This window comes from Xenorhabdus sp. KK7.4 (assembly GCF_963876465.1).
In the GTDB taxonomy this organism is placed as follows: Bacteria; Pseudomonadota; Gammaproteobacteria; order Enterobacterales; family Enterobacteriaceae; genus Xenorhabdus; species Xenorhabdus stockiae.
Window position 1 is genome coordinate 192,304 of record NZ_CAWNQF010000067.1, and the last position, 15,395, is coordinate 207,698.

A 15,395-nucleotide genomic window follows, 5' to 3' on the forward strand; every position below is an offset into this window, starting at 1 on the left:
TATGAATCCTAAACGTTATGCACGTATTTGTCAGATGATGGCAATGCGTCAGCCTGACCTGACAATTTGTTTAGAAGAAGTACACAAACCCCATAATGTATCTGCAGTGATTCGTACTGCGGATGCAGTTGGTATTCACCAAATCCACGCCGTCTGGCCTACTCAACAATTACGAACTCAACTATCTTCCGCCGCAGGCAGTAACAGCTGGGTTCAGGTAAAAACTCATTCATCCGTTGAGCAGGCTATCAACCAGTTTAAAACTGCCGGAATGCAGGTATTAGCGACCAATCTTTCTGATAAAGCCGTCGATTTCCGTCAGATTGATTACACTAAACCTACCTGCATCATTATGGGGCAGGAAAAGAAAGGCATTTCCAAACAGGCTGTTGCTCTGGCAGATCATGACATTGTCATTCCGATGGTAGGCATGGTTCAGTCACTGAATGTCTCCGTTGCTTCTGCGCTGATCCTGTATGAAGCCCAGAGACAACGCCAGCTTGCTGGTATGTATCAGCGAGAAGAAAGCACGCTGTCTGAGGAAGATCAGCAAAAATTGCTGTTTGAAGGGGGATACCCCGTTTTAGCGGCAGTTTCACACCGTAAAGGGCTGGAACAACCTTTGATTGATAAGCAAGGGCAAATCATAGCAAGTGAATCCTGGTGGGCGGCAATGCAGGCAACGACAACACCATCAGCAGGGAAATAAATCACACTGACGAAAAACCGGATTGATGGAGAACTGGATTAATGGAGAATAGATATGAAAGGCCGATTACTTGATGCCATCCCGTTAACAACTTTACGGGGTGTTGGTGCCAGTCAGGTAGGTAAGCTTGCCAAACTGGGGTTGGTCAATCTACAGGATCTATTACTGCATTTGCCTCTCCGCTATGAGGATCAAACCCGGCTATACCCCATCAATGAAGTGTTGCCCGGTATTTATGCGACAGTGACAGGCGAAATTTTACGTACCAATGTCGTTTTTGGGCGGCGGCGTATGATGACCTGCCAAATCAGTGACGGCACTGGCGTGTTAACCCTGCGCTTTTTTAATTTCACTGCCTCCATGAAGAACAGTCTGGCAGAAGGTAAACATATCATCGCTTATGGTGAAATACGTCGGGGTTCTCAGGGTGCTGAAATTATCCATCCGGAATACAAAATTCAGCAACACGTCGAGCGTATCCATTTGCAGGAAACCTTAACCCCTGTCTACCCTACGACAGAGGGAGTACGCCAGACTACGCTGCGTAAATTAATCGAACAGGCTTTGGAGCTGCTGGATACCTGCGCCGTTAATGAGCTATTACCGGAGCAGTTCAGCCGGAAGATTATCAGCCTCTCAAATGCCCTGCATACGTTACACCGCCCACCGCCTGACATTTCCTTAGCTGATTTGGAAAGTGGCAGACATCCGGCTCAACGCCGCCTGATTCTGGAAGAATTACTGGCTCATCATTTAAGTATGCTGGCAGTCAGAGCGGGAGCGCAACGCTTTCAGGCCCAGCCTCTCACAGCAGATAATTCATTAAAGCAGCGGTTACTGGCTCTGCTCCCCTTTTCACCGACTCGTGCACAAGATCGCGTGGTGGCAGAAATAGAGCATGATCTGGAAAAAGAAGTTCCGATGATGAGGCTGATTCAGGGGGATGTCGGTTCCGGAAAAACACTGGTTGCAGCACTGGCGGCAGTCCGTGCCATGGTTCATGGTAAACAGGTTGCATTGATGGCACCCACTGAACTCCTTGCTGAGCAACATGCCAACACTTTTCGCCAGTGGCTCGAACCACTCGGCATTCAGGTAGGCTGGCTGGCTGGAAAACAAAAGGGCAAGGCTCGGCAGGCACAACAGGAAGCTATTGCCAGCGGGCAGGTAAGTATGGTCGTCGGCACGCATGCTATGTTTCAGGAACAGGTTAAATTTGCCGGGCTGGCATTAGTAATTATTGATGAACAGCATCGCTTCGGTGTTCATCAGCGCCTGGCTCTGTGGGAAAAAGGACATGAACAGGGCTTTCATCCACATCAATTAATCATGACTGCCACGCCAATCCCACGGACACTGGCAATGACAGCTTATGCCGATTTGGACACATCCGTTATTGATGAACTTCCTCCGGGGAGAACACCGGTAACAACTGTCGCCATTCCCGATACCCGTCGAAATGAGATTATCCAGCGAGTTAAAAATGCCTGCTTAGATGAAGGGCGTCAGGCTTATTGGGTGTGTACTCTGATTGAAGACTCTGAAGTTCTGGAGGCACAGGCGGCTCAGGTTACCAGTGAAGAACTGGCTCTGGCATTGCCTGAATTGAAAATCGGTTTAGTTCATGGACGGATGAAGCCAGCAGAAAAGCAAACCATCATGGAGGCTTTTAAACGTGGTGAACTACAATTATTGGTTGCGACAACGGTCATTGAGGTTGGTGTTGATGTTCCCAATGCCAGCCTGATGATCATCGATAATCCGGAACGACTAGGGCTCGCTCAGCTACACCAGCTTCGTGGTCGTGTCGGGCGTGGAGCAATAGCCTCGCATTGTGTTCTGCTTTATAAAACACCGCTGACCAATACCGCCAGAATCCGTTTGCAGGTTCTGCGGGACAGTAATGATGGTTTCGTCATCGCCCAAAAAGATTTAGAGATCCGGGGGCCGGGTGAACTTCTTGGTACGCGCCAAACCGGTAATGTCGAATTCAAAATTGCCGATTTATTACGGGACCAAAGTATGCTCCCTGAAGTTCAGCGTATTGCCCACTATATCCACCAGCATTATCCGGAAAACGCGAAGGCACTGATTGAGCGCTGGCTTTCCGACCGCTCTCAGTATAGCCACGCCTGAGTAATAGAATAGGATTTCACAAAAATAAAAAAATGCCGCTGAAATCTTCCAGCGGCACATCTACAAGAACAAAAAGCTAAGTTAAATTAACCTGTAACAGATGGGAATATAGGTAACATCAGGTAAATTTTGATAATTGCTGCGTTAACGATATCAATAAAGAAAGCACCTACCATCGGTACAAGCAAGAATGCTACATGGGATGGTCCGAAACGGTCAGTAATTGCCTGCATATTTGCAATAGCCGTAGGTGTCGCACCCAGCCCGAATCCACAGTGACCGGCTGACAGTACCGCGGCATCATAATTTTTACCCATGACTCTGTAAGTCACGAATATTGCGTACAATGCCATCACTACCGCCTGTACAGCGAGGATCACCAGCATCGGCAGGGCAAGGGAAGCCAGTTGCCACAGTTTGAGACTCATCAGTGCCATTGCCAGGAAGAGTGACAAGCTGACGTTACCCAGTACTGATACAGCCCGATCAAATACCCGGTAAAAGCCGAGCAGAGACAGGCCATTACTCAGTATCACACCGGTAAACAGAACGCAGACAAACGTTGGCAAAAAGAGCGTATCTTCCAGAACTTTCTCAAGATAGTTACCGACCAACAGGCAGATAGAGATTAATGCGATGGTTTCCAGCATGACCAATGGCGTTATCAGGCGGCCGGTATAAGGTTTTTCAAATGCAGATGGAACTTCAGCATCATCATTCTCCAGACCCGGTGTTTTGTCATTTCTCACCAGCAAGCGGGCAACAGGCCCACCAATCAGGCCTCCGAGAATCAAACCAAATGTCGCACAAGCCATTGCCACTTCAGTCGCATTCTCAAAACCGTAGCGTTCAGTAAATACCTTACCCCATGCTGCACCCGTGCCGTGCCCTCCCGAAAGGGTCACAGACCCTGCCAATAGCCCCATCAATGGGTCAAGGCCGAGCATTTTCGCCAGTGCAATACCGACTGTGTTTTGTACCAACAGCAGGCCTACAACGGCGACAACAAAGATTAAGAGAAGTTTTCCGCCTGCTCTCAGGCTAGCGAGGTTAGCATTCAGGCCAACTGTGGCGAAAAATGCCAACATAAGGGGGTCTTTGAGGGATAGGTCAAAGCTGACTTCCCAGCCCGTAGACTGTTTAACTGCCAGCAGAACAAAAGCAACCAGCAAGCCACCTGCGACTGGCTCTGGAATTGTATACTTTTCAAGAAATGAAATTGACTGTACGAGCTTTCTTCCCAGTAGCAAAACAAGTGTGGCCGCAACGAGCGTGCCATAAATATCCAGATGATACATTTATGTACCCCATCTAATTGTTAAAATTATGTTAATTTAATGCGACGTTATAATCATCCTATAAAAACGCCAAGAGCAGGTAAGGATTGGATTAGAAAAAAAATTCCTAATAAACACAAGTTAAAACATTTAAAAGTGTGACGAAATAAGGTTATAAGCCATAGGCAAAATTTCACGCAAACGATTGCTTTTATAATCTAGATCAATAAAATGTGTTTTTTTCACTCGAAACTACACTCATGGCCACCTCAACACGCGAAAATCCAGCACTGGAAACTCTCAAAAAATCAGACAGCGAATTAATTTACCGTCTGGAAGATAAACCCCATCTTCCGCACGCTGTATTTGCCGCCTTTCAGCATCTGCTGGCAATGTTCGTTGCCGTTATCACGCCGGCTATGTTGATCTGTCAGGCGCTTGGACTTCCGGCAGAAGATACCCAACGCATCATCAGTATGTCTCTGTTTGCCTCCGGTCTGGCATCACTGATTCAAATCCGCTCCTGGGGACCTGTTGGCTCTGGTTTACTTTCTATTCAGGGTACCAGCTTTAATTTTGTCACTCCTCTCATCATGGGTGGCTTGTCCCTGAAAAACGGTGGTGCTGATGTGCCGACCATGATGGCTGCTCTGTTTGGTACGTTGATGCTTGCAGCAACGACTGAAATATTGCTTTCCCGTGTACTTCATCTGGCTAAAATGCTCATCACCCCTTTAGTTTCCGGCATTGTTGTGATGATTATTGGTCTGTCACTTATTCAGGTCGGACTGACTTCTATCGGTGGTGGCTATTCTGCTATTCAGCAAGGTACATTCGGCGCCCCTGAAAATCTTTTTCTGGCCGGAATTGTTCTTGCCATCATCGTACTGCTGAACCGCCAGCATAATCCCTATCTGCGGGTTGCTTCTCTGGTTATTGCCATGACAGTAGGTTATCTGGCCGCCTGGTACATGGACATGCTACCCCACTGCGCCACAACAAAAGACAAACCAATTATCACTGTGCCAGCCCCGCTGTATTACGGGCTTTCTATTGACTGGCATTTACTCATCCCATTAATCCTGATTTTTATGGTGACATCACTGGAAACGATTGGGGATATTACAGCTACTTCAGATGTTTCCGAGCAGCCTGTCTGCGGCCCGTTATATATGAAGCGAATTAAGGGTGGTGTACTGGCAAATGGCGTCAATTCGATGATTTCTGCTGTATTTAATACATTCCCGAATTCCTGTTTTGGTCAGAATAACGGAGTAATCCAATTAACTGGGGTTGCCAGCCGTTATGTTGGTTACCTTATTGCTTCTATGTTGATCCTGATGGGGTTATTTCCGGCAGTGGCCGGTTTTGTCCAGCATATTCCAGAGCCGGTATTAGGTGGAGCGACGATTGTCATGTTCGGCACGATTGCAGCATCCGGTGTCAGAATTGTTTCCCGGGAGCCGTTAAATCGCCGTGCCATTATGATCATTGCATTATCACTGGCTATGGGGCTTGGCGTTGCACAACAACCCCTTATTTTACAGTTTGCACCTGAGTGGATAAGGAATCTGTTTTCTTCCGGTATTGCAGCGGGTGGCCTGACTGCAATCCTGCTTAATCTGATTTTTCCTCAGGAAAAATAAACTATCGCGTTTCAATCTAAGATTTTCACCTTCGTTTTCGCCTTAGTTTTCGCATTGATAGTTATATTATCCCGCTCTAATCGCGGGATTTTTTTTATATTTTGCGTAACCTTTCGCAATATTCTGCCCTAAATGGTGGAATTAAAGGTTTTTCAGCATTGTCTATTGAGTGATGCTCTTTTTTACGGCATAAAAGGATTTTTTCAGGAAGATTATATTGGGGTGAGATGATGAAGTGGTTAGGGAAAGGCTTTGCTGTTCTGCTGTTATTACTGATTCTGGCAATTATTGCTGTTTATTTTGTTGCCCAGACACACTGGGGAGCAAAGAAAATAAGCAGATGGATTAATAAACAAGGTCATTATCAGGTTAATATTGAAAATATCAGTCACAGCTGGCTCCAGCCTATGACCTTAATGCTCAATAATGTGAGTCTCAGTGATAAGCAAGGCTCTTTCTCACTCAATGCCAATACTGTCGATCTGGATTTTAAATGGCAGGCCCCGACAAAATTAACAAATCTGCGTAAGTTGACCTTACAAGATGGAAAACTGATACTTTCAGGCTCTGAGTTTACCCGAGCCTTGAAAGCCGATGTTTTGCAACTGAATAAAATGGATGTTCAGCTAACAACCCCCAATTCACACATTCAGGGCAAAAATATTGTCGGCGGTATTACTCCCTGGTCTCCTGATAAGAATACCCCTTTTGGCTCAGGGCAATACCAGTTCAGTGCCAATAACATCAACATAAATGGCCTGTCATTTGATAAGGTCGTCATGCAGGGTAGCTATCAGAATAACAATCTGGTTATAAATTCCTTTGGTGCTGAGTTCCTACAGGGTCTGATCTCTGGGAATGGGCAACAATTAGCTGATGGCAGCTGGAACTTAGAGAATATCCTGATCAACGACATACGCTGGCAGTCACCCATGACTCTGGCTGCGCTGACAGAAAAAACCCGCCATCTTCCCGCTATCCACATTAAAGATCTCAATCTTACTAACGCCAAATTACAGGGAAAAGATTGGTCTGCTGATTATCTTAATACTAGCATCAAAGGCTTAGGGCTGGTTAACGGACAATGGCAGGCAGAAGACGGTCTGATTGACTTTAATGCCATGAATATGGCCTTCAACGAAGCTCAGTTCAAAGATATATTAGGCCAGTTCAGTTTTTCCGGTGATATTTTTACCATCGCTAATCTGACTACCCATTATCAGAAGGGCTTATTTAATATTAAAGCGCAGTGGAATCGGCAAAATCACCAGTTAACCCTCAATGACAGCTCTGTAACCGGTCTGATTTACTCCTTACCTCCAGAGTGGCGCAACTATATTAAAAATCCAGCACCTGAATGGATTTCAGCACTGAAGTTAAATAATGTCAGTATCAACAATACGCTCCTGATTGATACCAACCCTGATTTTCCATTTCAGCTCACCACTTTATCGGGATATGTCGATACTCTGGATATCCTGAAAGATGGTCACTGGGGATTATGGAATGGGAAAGCTTCATTGCAGGCCATGAGTGGCACATTCAATAAAGTTGAAATAGTGCGGCCTTACCTGCAACTACATGCCACAGATGATAAGGTTATTATTGATAAAATGAACACCTTTTCAGGTGACGGCATACTCCAGTTTAACGGCTTCCTTGAACAGCTTGCTGCCCAAAAACCCTTCCAGCTCAATGTAAAAGGAATGAGTGTGAATTTGGGAGTTTTGCCACAATGGGGCTGGACACCACTTCACCTGCATGGTGAGGGGAATTTCTCACTGGCTATCACTGGGAACCTTGCTGACGATAATCTGAAAAGCACGATCAATGGAACACTGACAGCTGAAGATAAGACATCCAATAAAGAGTCACAATCCATTAAGCAAGGCGTGATTTCTACTGATAACTGCCCAGCCGGGCAATCTGGTACAGAACAATCTGGTGAGGCTGGGCAACCGAATGGTGATCAAAGCAAAACCTGTGCAACTGTCGTATTGTAACAAATTCAGTATGTAGAAAAGCCAAATATTTCAGCAACTCAGGTTGTAATAGCTTATGCTGCCGCTGCCCGCTCAGCGGGTAAGACAATATAAGTACCGGTGAACACACTTCCGAGTCCCTGTTCACCGCTGACATGAACTTCCAGTTTTACACGTGCTTTATTACCACGGGCAAGACGGGCTAAATCACCGCTCATATTGTTGAGGTCGGCAACAGCACTAGGACGACCAACAATAGGTTTTTGGTAACGAATATTCGCATCCACCAGAATGATCTCTCCTCCTAGTTGACGCTCCTGCAAGAGCAACCAAATCAGACCCCATGCGGTTAATGTCGATTGAGAAAATAGACTGCCAGCAAAAATAGTATGATGAGGGTTTTGGTTTCCCGCTTCCGGCATAGTAGTAATAAAGCGCTGCCCCGTATATTGAGTAATACGCACACCCATCTTTTCACTCAGGGGGATATGTTTGTACCATGCCTGCTGCAATTGAGCACACCAGTCCGGACGATGCAGAATATCATCAAGACTCATAATGGGTTTAATCATCAAAAAATGATTAATAGGAGATGAGTTAGCACCGTTGATAAGCCCACGATTTTGAAATCCCAGCTTATTAAAGAAATCAACCGCATCCTCACGCGCACTGCAAACTATCCGCTTCACACCTTCCTGCCGGGCAACAGATTCCAGTGCCATTGCAACCAGGGTGCCCAGCCCTTTTTGCTGCTCATTCGGATCAACAGCCAGAAAACGGATAGCACCTTCACTGTCCGCATTGATATATAAACGTCCGACAGCGACTGGCCTGCCCTTCTCATCAACCACCATTTGATGGTGAGCCATTGAGTCATAAGCATCTTTTTCTGAGCCGACAGGCTGATGAAGTGGTTTACGCAGCATCTCCCAACGGAATTGGTAATAAGTTTCCAGCTCTTGTTCGGTTTGAGGTACTCTGAGGTGATACATAGAAACAGCCCCTTCTTTGCGTGTTGTCGTGTGTAGTCGGGGAGCATGCATGCTTTTAACATTATATTTCTAATCAGAAAGTCATACTTGTAACCAGAAAGTCACTGGCCCGTCATTTGTCAGACTCACTTTCATGTCCGCAGCAAATTGCCCCATTTCTGTTTTTACACCAGTTGCACGGCACTGTTCAACAAAATAGCGATAAAGTTCATCTGCTTTTTTGGGTTCAGCGCCTCCAGAAAAGCTTGGTCTTAAACCTTTTTGGGTGTCCGCTGCCAGAGTGAATTGAGAGATAACCAATAGGCTACCATTGGCTTGCTGGACGTTGAGATTCATTTTTCCATTTTCATCACTGAATACGCGATAACCCATTACCTTTTCACACAGGCGTTGCACTTTTTGCTGGTCATCTTCTTTTTCAACCCCCAGAAAAACAAGCAGCCCCTGTTCAATTTCACCTATAGTCTGACTATCAACAACTACTTTTGCCTGTGTTACGCGTTGAATTAATGCAATCATTTTTCTTATGTATGATCCGTATCGGTAGATTAACCTGTAAGGGTGGAGCCTCGCTTGCCAAGATGCCACCCTATTTAGAACTTGTTGAATGTTATACCCTTCGTCTTTCAAGTTGCCTCTTTGTTGGCTACGCTCGCTCACCCCAGTCACCGTTTTTATAAACATACGGTTATCTATGCTCTTGGGGATTCCCTCCCTTGCCGCCGCGATGCAACTCGAAATCCATTGGGTATACATGAAGATCAGAAATTATGTTACGGTGAGAGGTGAAAAGTCATGTGTCTTAAAATAATCCGGGATAGTATCCCTGCCGCTTACATGAATAGCATTGAAGCCTAATCTTTTGGCTGCTTCAACATTTTCCTGAACATCATCAAAAAAAACCGCCTGCTCAGCAGCTACACCTTCTTTTTCCAGTAAATATTTAAAGATGTCCTGATTAGGTTTACGTATCCCCAGATCCTGAGACAGGTATAAATGATCTGCTGATGTAGTGACTTCAGGGTATTGTTGCGGCCAATACTGAAAATGTAGGTTATTTGTGTTGGATAACACCACAACCCGATGCCCTTGCTCACGCAGTTTATTCATCAACGCAATAACTTCCTGCCTGACACCAACGAAAATCGCATTCCAGCCTTCAGAAAACTGCTCAAAGCTAAGAGAAACCTCCATTTCATCGCATAGCGTTTCGGCAAATTCTGCATCTGTAATTTGGCCACACTCGTGCTTTTCAAATGCTTCGCCCAGAGCAAATTTGGGAGCCAGAATTGCAAGTGGTGTCCCGCTCAGGTTACTCCAAACCGCCAGTACCCTTCTAAAATCAATATCAATAATCACATTACCCATATCGAAAATATACAGCATACTCCCTCCTGACTGAGGTATATCGTTTTGTACTTTTATCATAATGTCATCAAGAAAAAAGGTGAAGCGACAAAAAATAGACAAATTACGCTGATAATCAACCCACACAAAGAATCAATCTTAGTTGAAAAATAAGAAATTGAGTGAGGTTGCAAGACTGGCAGGTTATTGATAGAAGAGTTCGGATTAAGCAGGTCATGAAACTCAGGGTGCCGAAGCACCCTAAGCTATCGGGAGAAATTAAGCTTCTTTGCTACGGCTTGCGCGGCGACGCTCATTCTCAGTCAGGTGGCGTTTACGCAGACGAATTGACTCAGGAGTCACTTCTACCAGTTCGTCATCATCAATAAACTCCAGTGCCTGCTCCAGTGTTTTCTTGATATGCGGAGACAAGGTTGTCGCTTCATCAGTACCTGAAGCACGAACGTTGGTCAGCTTTTTACCTGTCAGACAGTTTACTGTCAGGTCATTAGAGCGGGAGTGAATACCGATGATCTGGCCTTCATAAACTTCTGTACCATGACCAAGGAACAGCTTACCGCGCTCCTGCAAACCATACAGAGCATAAGCAACCGCTTTACCCTGACCGTTGGAAATCAGTACACCGTTCTGACGACGGCCAATTTCACCCGGACGGATGTCATCATAGTGGCTGAATGTTGCATACAGCAGACCTGTACCGGAAGTCATAGTCATGAATTCAGTACGGAAGCCAATCAGACCACGGCTTGGAATAACGTAATCCAGACGTACGCGACCTTTGCCATCTGGCAGCATATCACGCATCTCACCTTTACGTTCACCCAGTGCCTGCATCACATCACCCTGATGCTGCTCTTCGATATCCAGAGTTACCTGTTCAAAAGGTTCCTGCTTACGGCCATCAATTTCACGGAAAATAACTTTCGGACGAGAAACTCCCATCTCGAAGCCTTCACGACGCATGTTTTCAATCAGAACAGAAAGGTGCAATTCACCACGACCGGAAACACGGAAAGCATCTGGATCTTCCGTTTCTTCAACGCGCAGAGCCACGTTATGAACCAGTTCTTTTCTCAGACGATCAAGGATCTGGCGGGATGTTACGTATTTACCTTCACGACCACAGAAAGGTGAAGTGTTAACACAAAAGTACATGCTAACGGTAGGCTCATCAACAGCCAGCGCTGGCAGAGCTTCAACAGCATTAACTTCACACAGCGTGTCAGAGATGTTCAGATCGCCCAGACCGGTAATCGCGATGATGTCGCCCGCTTCAACTTTATCTGACTCGATACGATCCAGACCCAAATGGCTGAATACTTTACCAACTTTACCGTTACGAGTTTTACCTTCGCTATCGATAAGCGTGATGTTCTGGTTTGGTTTTACGGTTCCGCGCTTAATACGGCCGATACCGATAACACCCACGTAGTTGTTGTAGTCCAGCTGGGAAATCTGCATCTGGAACGGGCCATCCAGATCAACTTTAGGTGGCTCAACATGCTCAACGATTGCCTGATACAGCGGAGTCATATCTTCTGCCATCTCAGTATGCTCGTTGCCTGCGATACCCATCAATGCAGAAGCATAAACGATAGGGAAATCCAGCTGCTCATCAGTTGCACCCAGGTTTACGAACAGGTCAAATACCTGATCAACAACCCAGTCAGGACGCGCGCCCGGACGGTCAACTTTGTTGATAACAACGATTGGCTTCAAACCATGAGCGAAGGCTTTCTGGGTTACGAAGCGAGTCTGTGGCATCGGGCCATCCATCGCATCGACCAGCAGTAAAACACTGTCGACCATTGACATTACACGCTCTACTTCGCCACCGAAGTCGGCGTGGCCTGGGGTATCCACGATATTGATACGGTAGTCATTCCATTTGATGGCAGTATTTTTTGCAAGGATGGTGATACCACGTTCTTTTTCCAGATCATTGGAATCCATCACACGCTCAGCTGTTGCAGCACGTTCACCAAATGTACCGGATTGCTGTAAGAGTTTATCAACCAGCGTTGTTTTGCCATGGTCAACGTGAGCGATAATGGCAATGTTTCTTAAATTATTAATTGACAAGTATTTTTACCGTTTTAGCTATTTGAAGAAATATTAAATGGGTACAGCATGCAGGGTGCGATGCTACCCTCATTCAACACAAATATGGTGCTATTTTACACGTTATAACCACAGAGTGAAATAAATGTGAGACGCATCACTTTTGAAGTTTATCTGTTTTTTTGCATATAAACACGACATAACCTGAAATAACATTAATAACCATCATGATAACAACCGTGATAACAATCACAATTATAGTAATTCACCTATATTTTATAGCGGCTCCGGCAATTCACCATAACAGTGCAGTGCTTTACCCCAATGCACCAATTAAGTGCAAAAACCCTCGAAAATTCCTCGCCCTTTCTATCAATTCTCTATAATTTTTCTCCAGTTATGTACGGATATATCAGGATTAAAGCTTTTTTAAAAATTGGCACGCTTTTCGCATTAGTTTTCACATTAGAGTTTAGCATTGAAAATTGCCACGAATTGTCTGTATACAAAGACAGCATCAGCTGCTTAAGATAAAGGCGGCGTTTCTGACAACGCATCCGGCTGACGTAAACCAGGAGAACTTAGTATGTCCGTTGAACATGTTTTATCCATGATTGAAGAACATCAGGTGAAGTTTATTGACTTACGTTTTACTGACACTAAAGGTAAAGAACAGCACATCACTATTCCTGCCCACCAGATTGATGAAGACTTCTTCGAAGATGGTAAAATGTTTGACGGTTCATCTATCAAGGGCTGGAAAGGTATCAATGAATCTGACATGGTGTTAATGCCCGACCCTTCTACAGCCATGCTTGATCCTTTCTTTGATGATGCCACTCTGATTATTCGTTGCGATATTCTGGAACCCGGCACCATGCAGGGTTATGGTCGTGACCCCCGTTCCATTGCAAAACGTGCAGAAGATTTCCTGCGTTCCAGTGATATTGCTGACACAGTTCTATTCGGGCCAGAGCCAGAATTTTTCCTGTTCGATGATGTTCGTTTCGGCAGCTCTATTTCAGGCTCTTATTACCATATTGATGATACCGAAGCGGCATGGAACAGCGGAACGCGCTACGAAGGTGGTAACAAAGGCCATCGTCCCGGTATCAAAGGCGGCTATTTCCCGGTTCCCCCGGTAGACTCTTCTCAGGATCTGCGCTCAGCTATGTGTCTGACGATGGAAGAGATGGGGCTGGTTGTGGAGGCTCATCACCATGAAGTTGCAACCGCAGGCCAGAACGAAGTCGCCACCCGCTTCAATACCATGACCAAAAAAGCGGATGAAACCCAGATTTACAAATATGTTGTACATAATGTCGCCCATGCTTTCGGTAAAACCGCCACATTTATGCCGAAACCATTAGTTGGGGATAACGGTTCAGGCATGCACTGTCATATGTCACTGTCCAAAGGTGGTGTTAACCTGTTCGCAGGAGACAAATACGGTGGTTTGTCCGAAATGGCACTTTATTATATCGGCGGTATTATCAAACATGCCCGTGCCCTGAATGCCTTTACCAATCCAACCACCAACTCATACAAACGTCTGGTGCCGGGTTTTGAAGCTCCAGTGATGCTGGCCTATTCTGCCCGTAACCGCTCAGCTTCTATCCGTATTCCGGTTGTTGCCAGCAGTAAAGCCCGTCGGATTGAAGTCCGCTTCCCTGATCCGGCTGCAAACCCTTATCTGGCGTTCTCAGCTCTGCTGATGGCGGGTCTTGATGGGATCATCAATAAAATACATCCGGGTGATTCAATGGATAAAAACCTGTATGACCTGCCAGCCGAAGAAGCACAAGAAATCCCAACTGTGGCCTCTTCTTTGGAAGAAGCACTGGCTGCTCTGGATGCAGACCGTGAATTCCTGACACGCGGCGGTGTTTTCACTGATGATGCAATTGATGCTTATATCGGTGTACTGACTGGTGAAATTGAACGCGTCCGCATGACACCACACCCTCTGGAGTTTGAACTGTATTACAGCGTGTAATGCTTCAAAGCGTTACTGCCGTTCTTGATTAGTTTTGTTGCCGTGAAACTTTTGGCCCATTTTCGAATGGGTCCTTTTCCTTCTGACCTTTCCCTCCGATATCTCAGATATAAAGAGGGGTACTCAATTTATGATTAAATAAGATACAATGCACCAAAAAAGTGCAAAGGTTGAATGGCAATGGCTGATTTTCCCAAAGCAGAACAAATTCTTGATTCATTGATAAATAGTGTATTAGTGCTGGATAACGATTTGATTATCCACTATGCCAATCATTCCGCTATGCAACTTCTGGCACAAAGTACACGTAAATTATTCGGCACTCCGCTTCCGGTTTTATTCAGCTATATCTCGCTGGATACGGAATTTATGCGATCCAGCCTGATACGCGGGCATGGTTTTACAGATAACGAAGTGATATTGGTGATCAATAATCACTCGCATGTTATGTCGCTCAGTGCCCAGCCAATTTCCGAACAGTTTATTCTGCTGGAACTCGCTCCTATGGATAGTCAGCGACGTTTAAGCCAAGAGCAGATACAACAGGCACAGCAGATAGCTGCACGGGAATTGGTTCGGGGGCTGGCACATGAAATTAAAAATCCGCTGGGTGGTTTACGGGGAGCGGCTCAATTACTGGCAAAAACATTGCCGGATCCCTCTTTGCGGGAATATACACAAGTCATTATTGAACAGGCTGACAGGCTTCGTACTCTCGTCGATCGATTATTAGGGCCTCAACATCCGGGGGCTCAGATTAGCCAGAGTATCCACCATGTTGTCGAGCGGGTTTATCAGTTGGTATCACTGGAAATGCCCAGTAATATTACTCTGGTCAAAGATTACGACCCCAGCCTGCCGGAGCTGTCTCATTACCCTGATCAGATTGAGCAGGTTTTATTAAACATCACCCGCAATGCGCTACAGGCATTGGGTGATCAAAAAGGCACTATTACTTTACGTACCCGAACCGCCTTCCAGATTACCTTGCACGGTGAACGTTACCGCTTGGCAGCCCGGATTGATATTGAAGATAATGGGCCGGGCATTCCTCCGAATATTCAGGATATGCTATTTTATCCAATGGTGAGTGGGCATGAAGGCGGAACCGGGCTTGGGTTATCTATTGTCCGAAACCTGATTGATCAGCACACTGGAAAAATCGAATTTACTAGCTGGCCGGGGCATACGGAATTTTCCATTTACCTGCCTATCAAGAAATAGGGGA

At 45.7% G+C, this 15,395-nt stretch carries 11 protein-coding genes; 6 read left to right on the plus strand and 5 right to left on the minus strand.

The genetic code is table 11. The features are described from left to right. Position 1: 1 nt before the first annotated feature. Positions 2-709, plus strand: coding sequence for a tRNA (guanosine(18)-2'-O)-methyltransferase TrmH (gene trmH, locus AACS90_RS08835; protein WP_099120335.1), 708 nt, complete (start codon positions 2-4; stop codon positions 707-709). 54 nt (positions 710-763) lie between these two features. Further along, a complete protein-coding gene (gene recG / locus AACS90_RS08840; protein WP_099120336.1) occupies positions 764-2,845 on the plus strand; it encodes an ATP-dependent DNA helicase RecG in 2,082 nt (693 codons plus the stop codon). 86 nt (positions 2,846-2,931) lie between these two features. Here the strand turns inward: recG and gltS are convergent, their stop codons facing one another. Beyond that, a complete protein-coding gene (gene gltS, locus AACS90_RS08845; RefSeq protein ID WP_099120337.1) occupies positions 2,932-4,143 on the minus strand; it encodes a sodium/glutamate symporter in 1,212 nt (403 codons plus the stop codon). A gap of 239 nt (positions 4,144-4,382) precedes the next feature. Between gltS and AACS90_RS08850 the strand changes: the two genes are divergently transcribed. Beyond that, complete coding sequence (locus tag AACS90_RS08850; RefSeq protein ID WP_099120338.1) at positions 4,383-5,768, plus strand: nucleobase:cation symporter-2 family protein; 1,386 nt, start codon at positions 4,383-4,385, stop codon at positions 5,766-5,768. Between the two features lie 227 nt (positions 5,769-5,995). Next, positions 5,996-7,771, plus strand: coding sequence for an AsmA family protein (locus AACS90_RS08855; RefSeq protein ID WP_193757115.1), 1,776 nt, complete (start codon positions 5,996-5,998; stop codon positions 7,769-7,771). 53 nt (positions 7,772-7,824) lie between these two features. Here the strand turns inward: AACS90_RS08855 and fabY are convergent, their stop codons facing one another. From fabY to typA, 4 genes are all read right to left on the minus strand, one after another. Continuing rightward, positions 7,825-8,742, minus strand: a complete 918-nt coding sequence (gene fabY / locus AACS90_RS08860; RefSeq protein WP_099120339.1) for a fatty acid biosynthesis protein FabY — start codon at positions 8,740-8,742, stop codon at positions 7,825-7,827. An 81-nt stretch (positions 8,743-8,823) separates the two neighbouring features. Continuing rightward, positions 8,824-9,261 carry a D-aminoacyl-tRNA deacylase gene (gene dtd, locus AACS90_RS08865; protein ID WP_099109503.1) on the minus strand — a complete coding sequence of 146 codons (438 nt, stop codon included), beginning with the start codon at positions 9,259-9,261 and terminating at the stop codon, positions 8,824-8,826. A gap of 249 nt (positions 9,262-9,510) precedes the next feature. Then, positions 9,511-10,128, minus strand: a complete 618-nt coding sequence (gene yihX / locus AACS90_RS08870) for a glucose-1-phosphatase (RefSeq protein ID WP_099120341.1) — start codon at positions 10,126-10,128, stop codon at positions 9,511-9,513. A gap of 240 nt (positions 10,129-10,368) precedes the next feature. Then, positions 10,369-12,192: a ribosome-dependent GTPase TypA gene (gene typA / locus AACS90_RS08875; RefSeq protein ID WP_099120342.1), complete on the minus strand. Its 1,824-nt coding sequence runs from the start codon at positions 12,190-12,192 to the stop codon at positions 10,369-10,371. A gap of 565 nt (positions 12,193-12,757) precedes the next feature. Between typA and glnA the strand changes: the two genes are divergently transcribed. Together glnA and glnL are read left to right on the plus strand one after the other, a co-directional pair. After that, entirely contained in the window at positions 12,758-14,167 is a 1,410-nt protein-coding gene (glnA, locus tag AACS90_RS08880; protein ID WP_099120343.1) for a glutamate--ammonia ligase, read from the plus strand. 174 nt (positions 14,168-14,341) lie between these two features. Further along, the gene (gene glnL, locus AACS90_RS08885; protein WP_193757116.1) at positions 14,342-15,391 is read left to right on the plus strand and encodes a nitrogen regulation protein NR(II); all 1,050 of its coding nucleotides are present in this window, start codon (positions 14,342-14,344) and stop codon (positions 15,389-15,391) included. Positions 15,392-15,395 lie beyond the last annotated feature (4 nt).

Coding starts and splice junctions, on each gene's coding strand:
- trmH (WP_099120335.1), top strand. CDS start 2: ATGAATCCTAAACGTTATGCACGTATTTGTCAGATGATGGCAATGCGT.
- recG (WP_099120336.1), top strand. CDS start 764: ATGAAAGGCCGATTACTTGATGCCATCCCGTTAACAACTTTACGGGGT.
- gltS (WP_099120337.1), bottom strand. CDS start 4,143: ATGTATCATCTGGATATTTATGGCACGCTCGTTGCGGCCACACTTGTT.
- AACS90_RS08850 (WP_099120338.1), top strand. CDS start 4,383: ATGGCCACCTCAACACGCGAAAATCCAGCACTGGAAACTCTCAAAAAA.
- AACS90_RS08855 (WP_193757115.1), top strand. CDS start 5,996: ATGATGAAGTGGTTAGGGAAAGGCTTTGCTGTTCTGCTGTTATTACTG.
- fabY (WP_099120339.1), bottom strand. CDS start 8,742: ATGTATCACCTCAGAGTACCTCAAACCGAACAAGAGCTGGAAACTTAT.
- dtd (WP_099109503.1), bottom strand. CDS start 9,261: ATGATTGCATTAATTCAACGCGTAACACAGGCAAAAGTAGTTGTTGAT.
- yihX (WP_099120341.1), bottom strand. CDS start 10,128: ATGCTGTATATTTTCGATATGGGTAATGTGATTATTGATATTGATTTT.
- glnA (WP_099120343.1), top strand. CDS start 12,758: ATGTCCGTTGAACATGTTTTATCCATGATTGAAGAACATCAGGTGAAG.
- glnL (WP_193757116.1), top strand. CDS start 14,342: ATGGCAATGGCTGATTTTCCCAAAGCAGAACAAATTCTTGATTCATTG.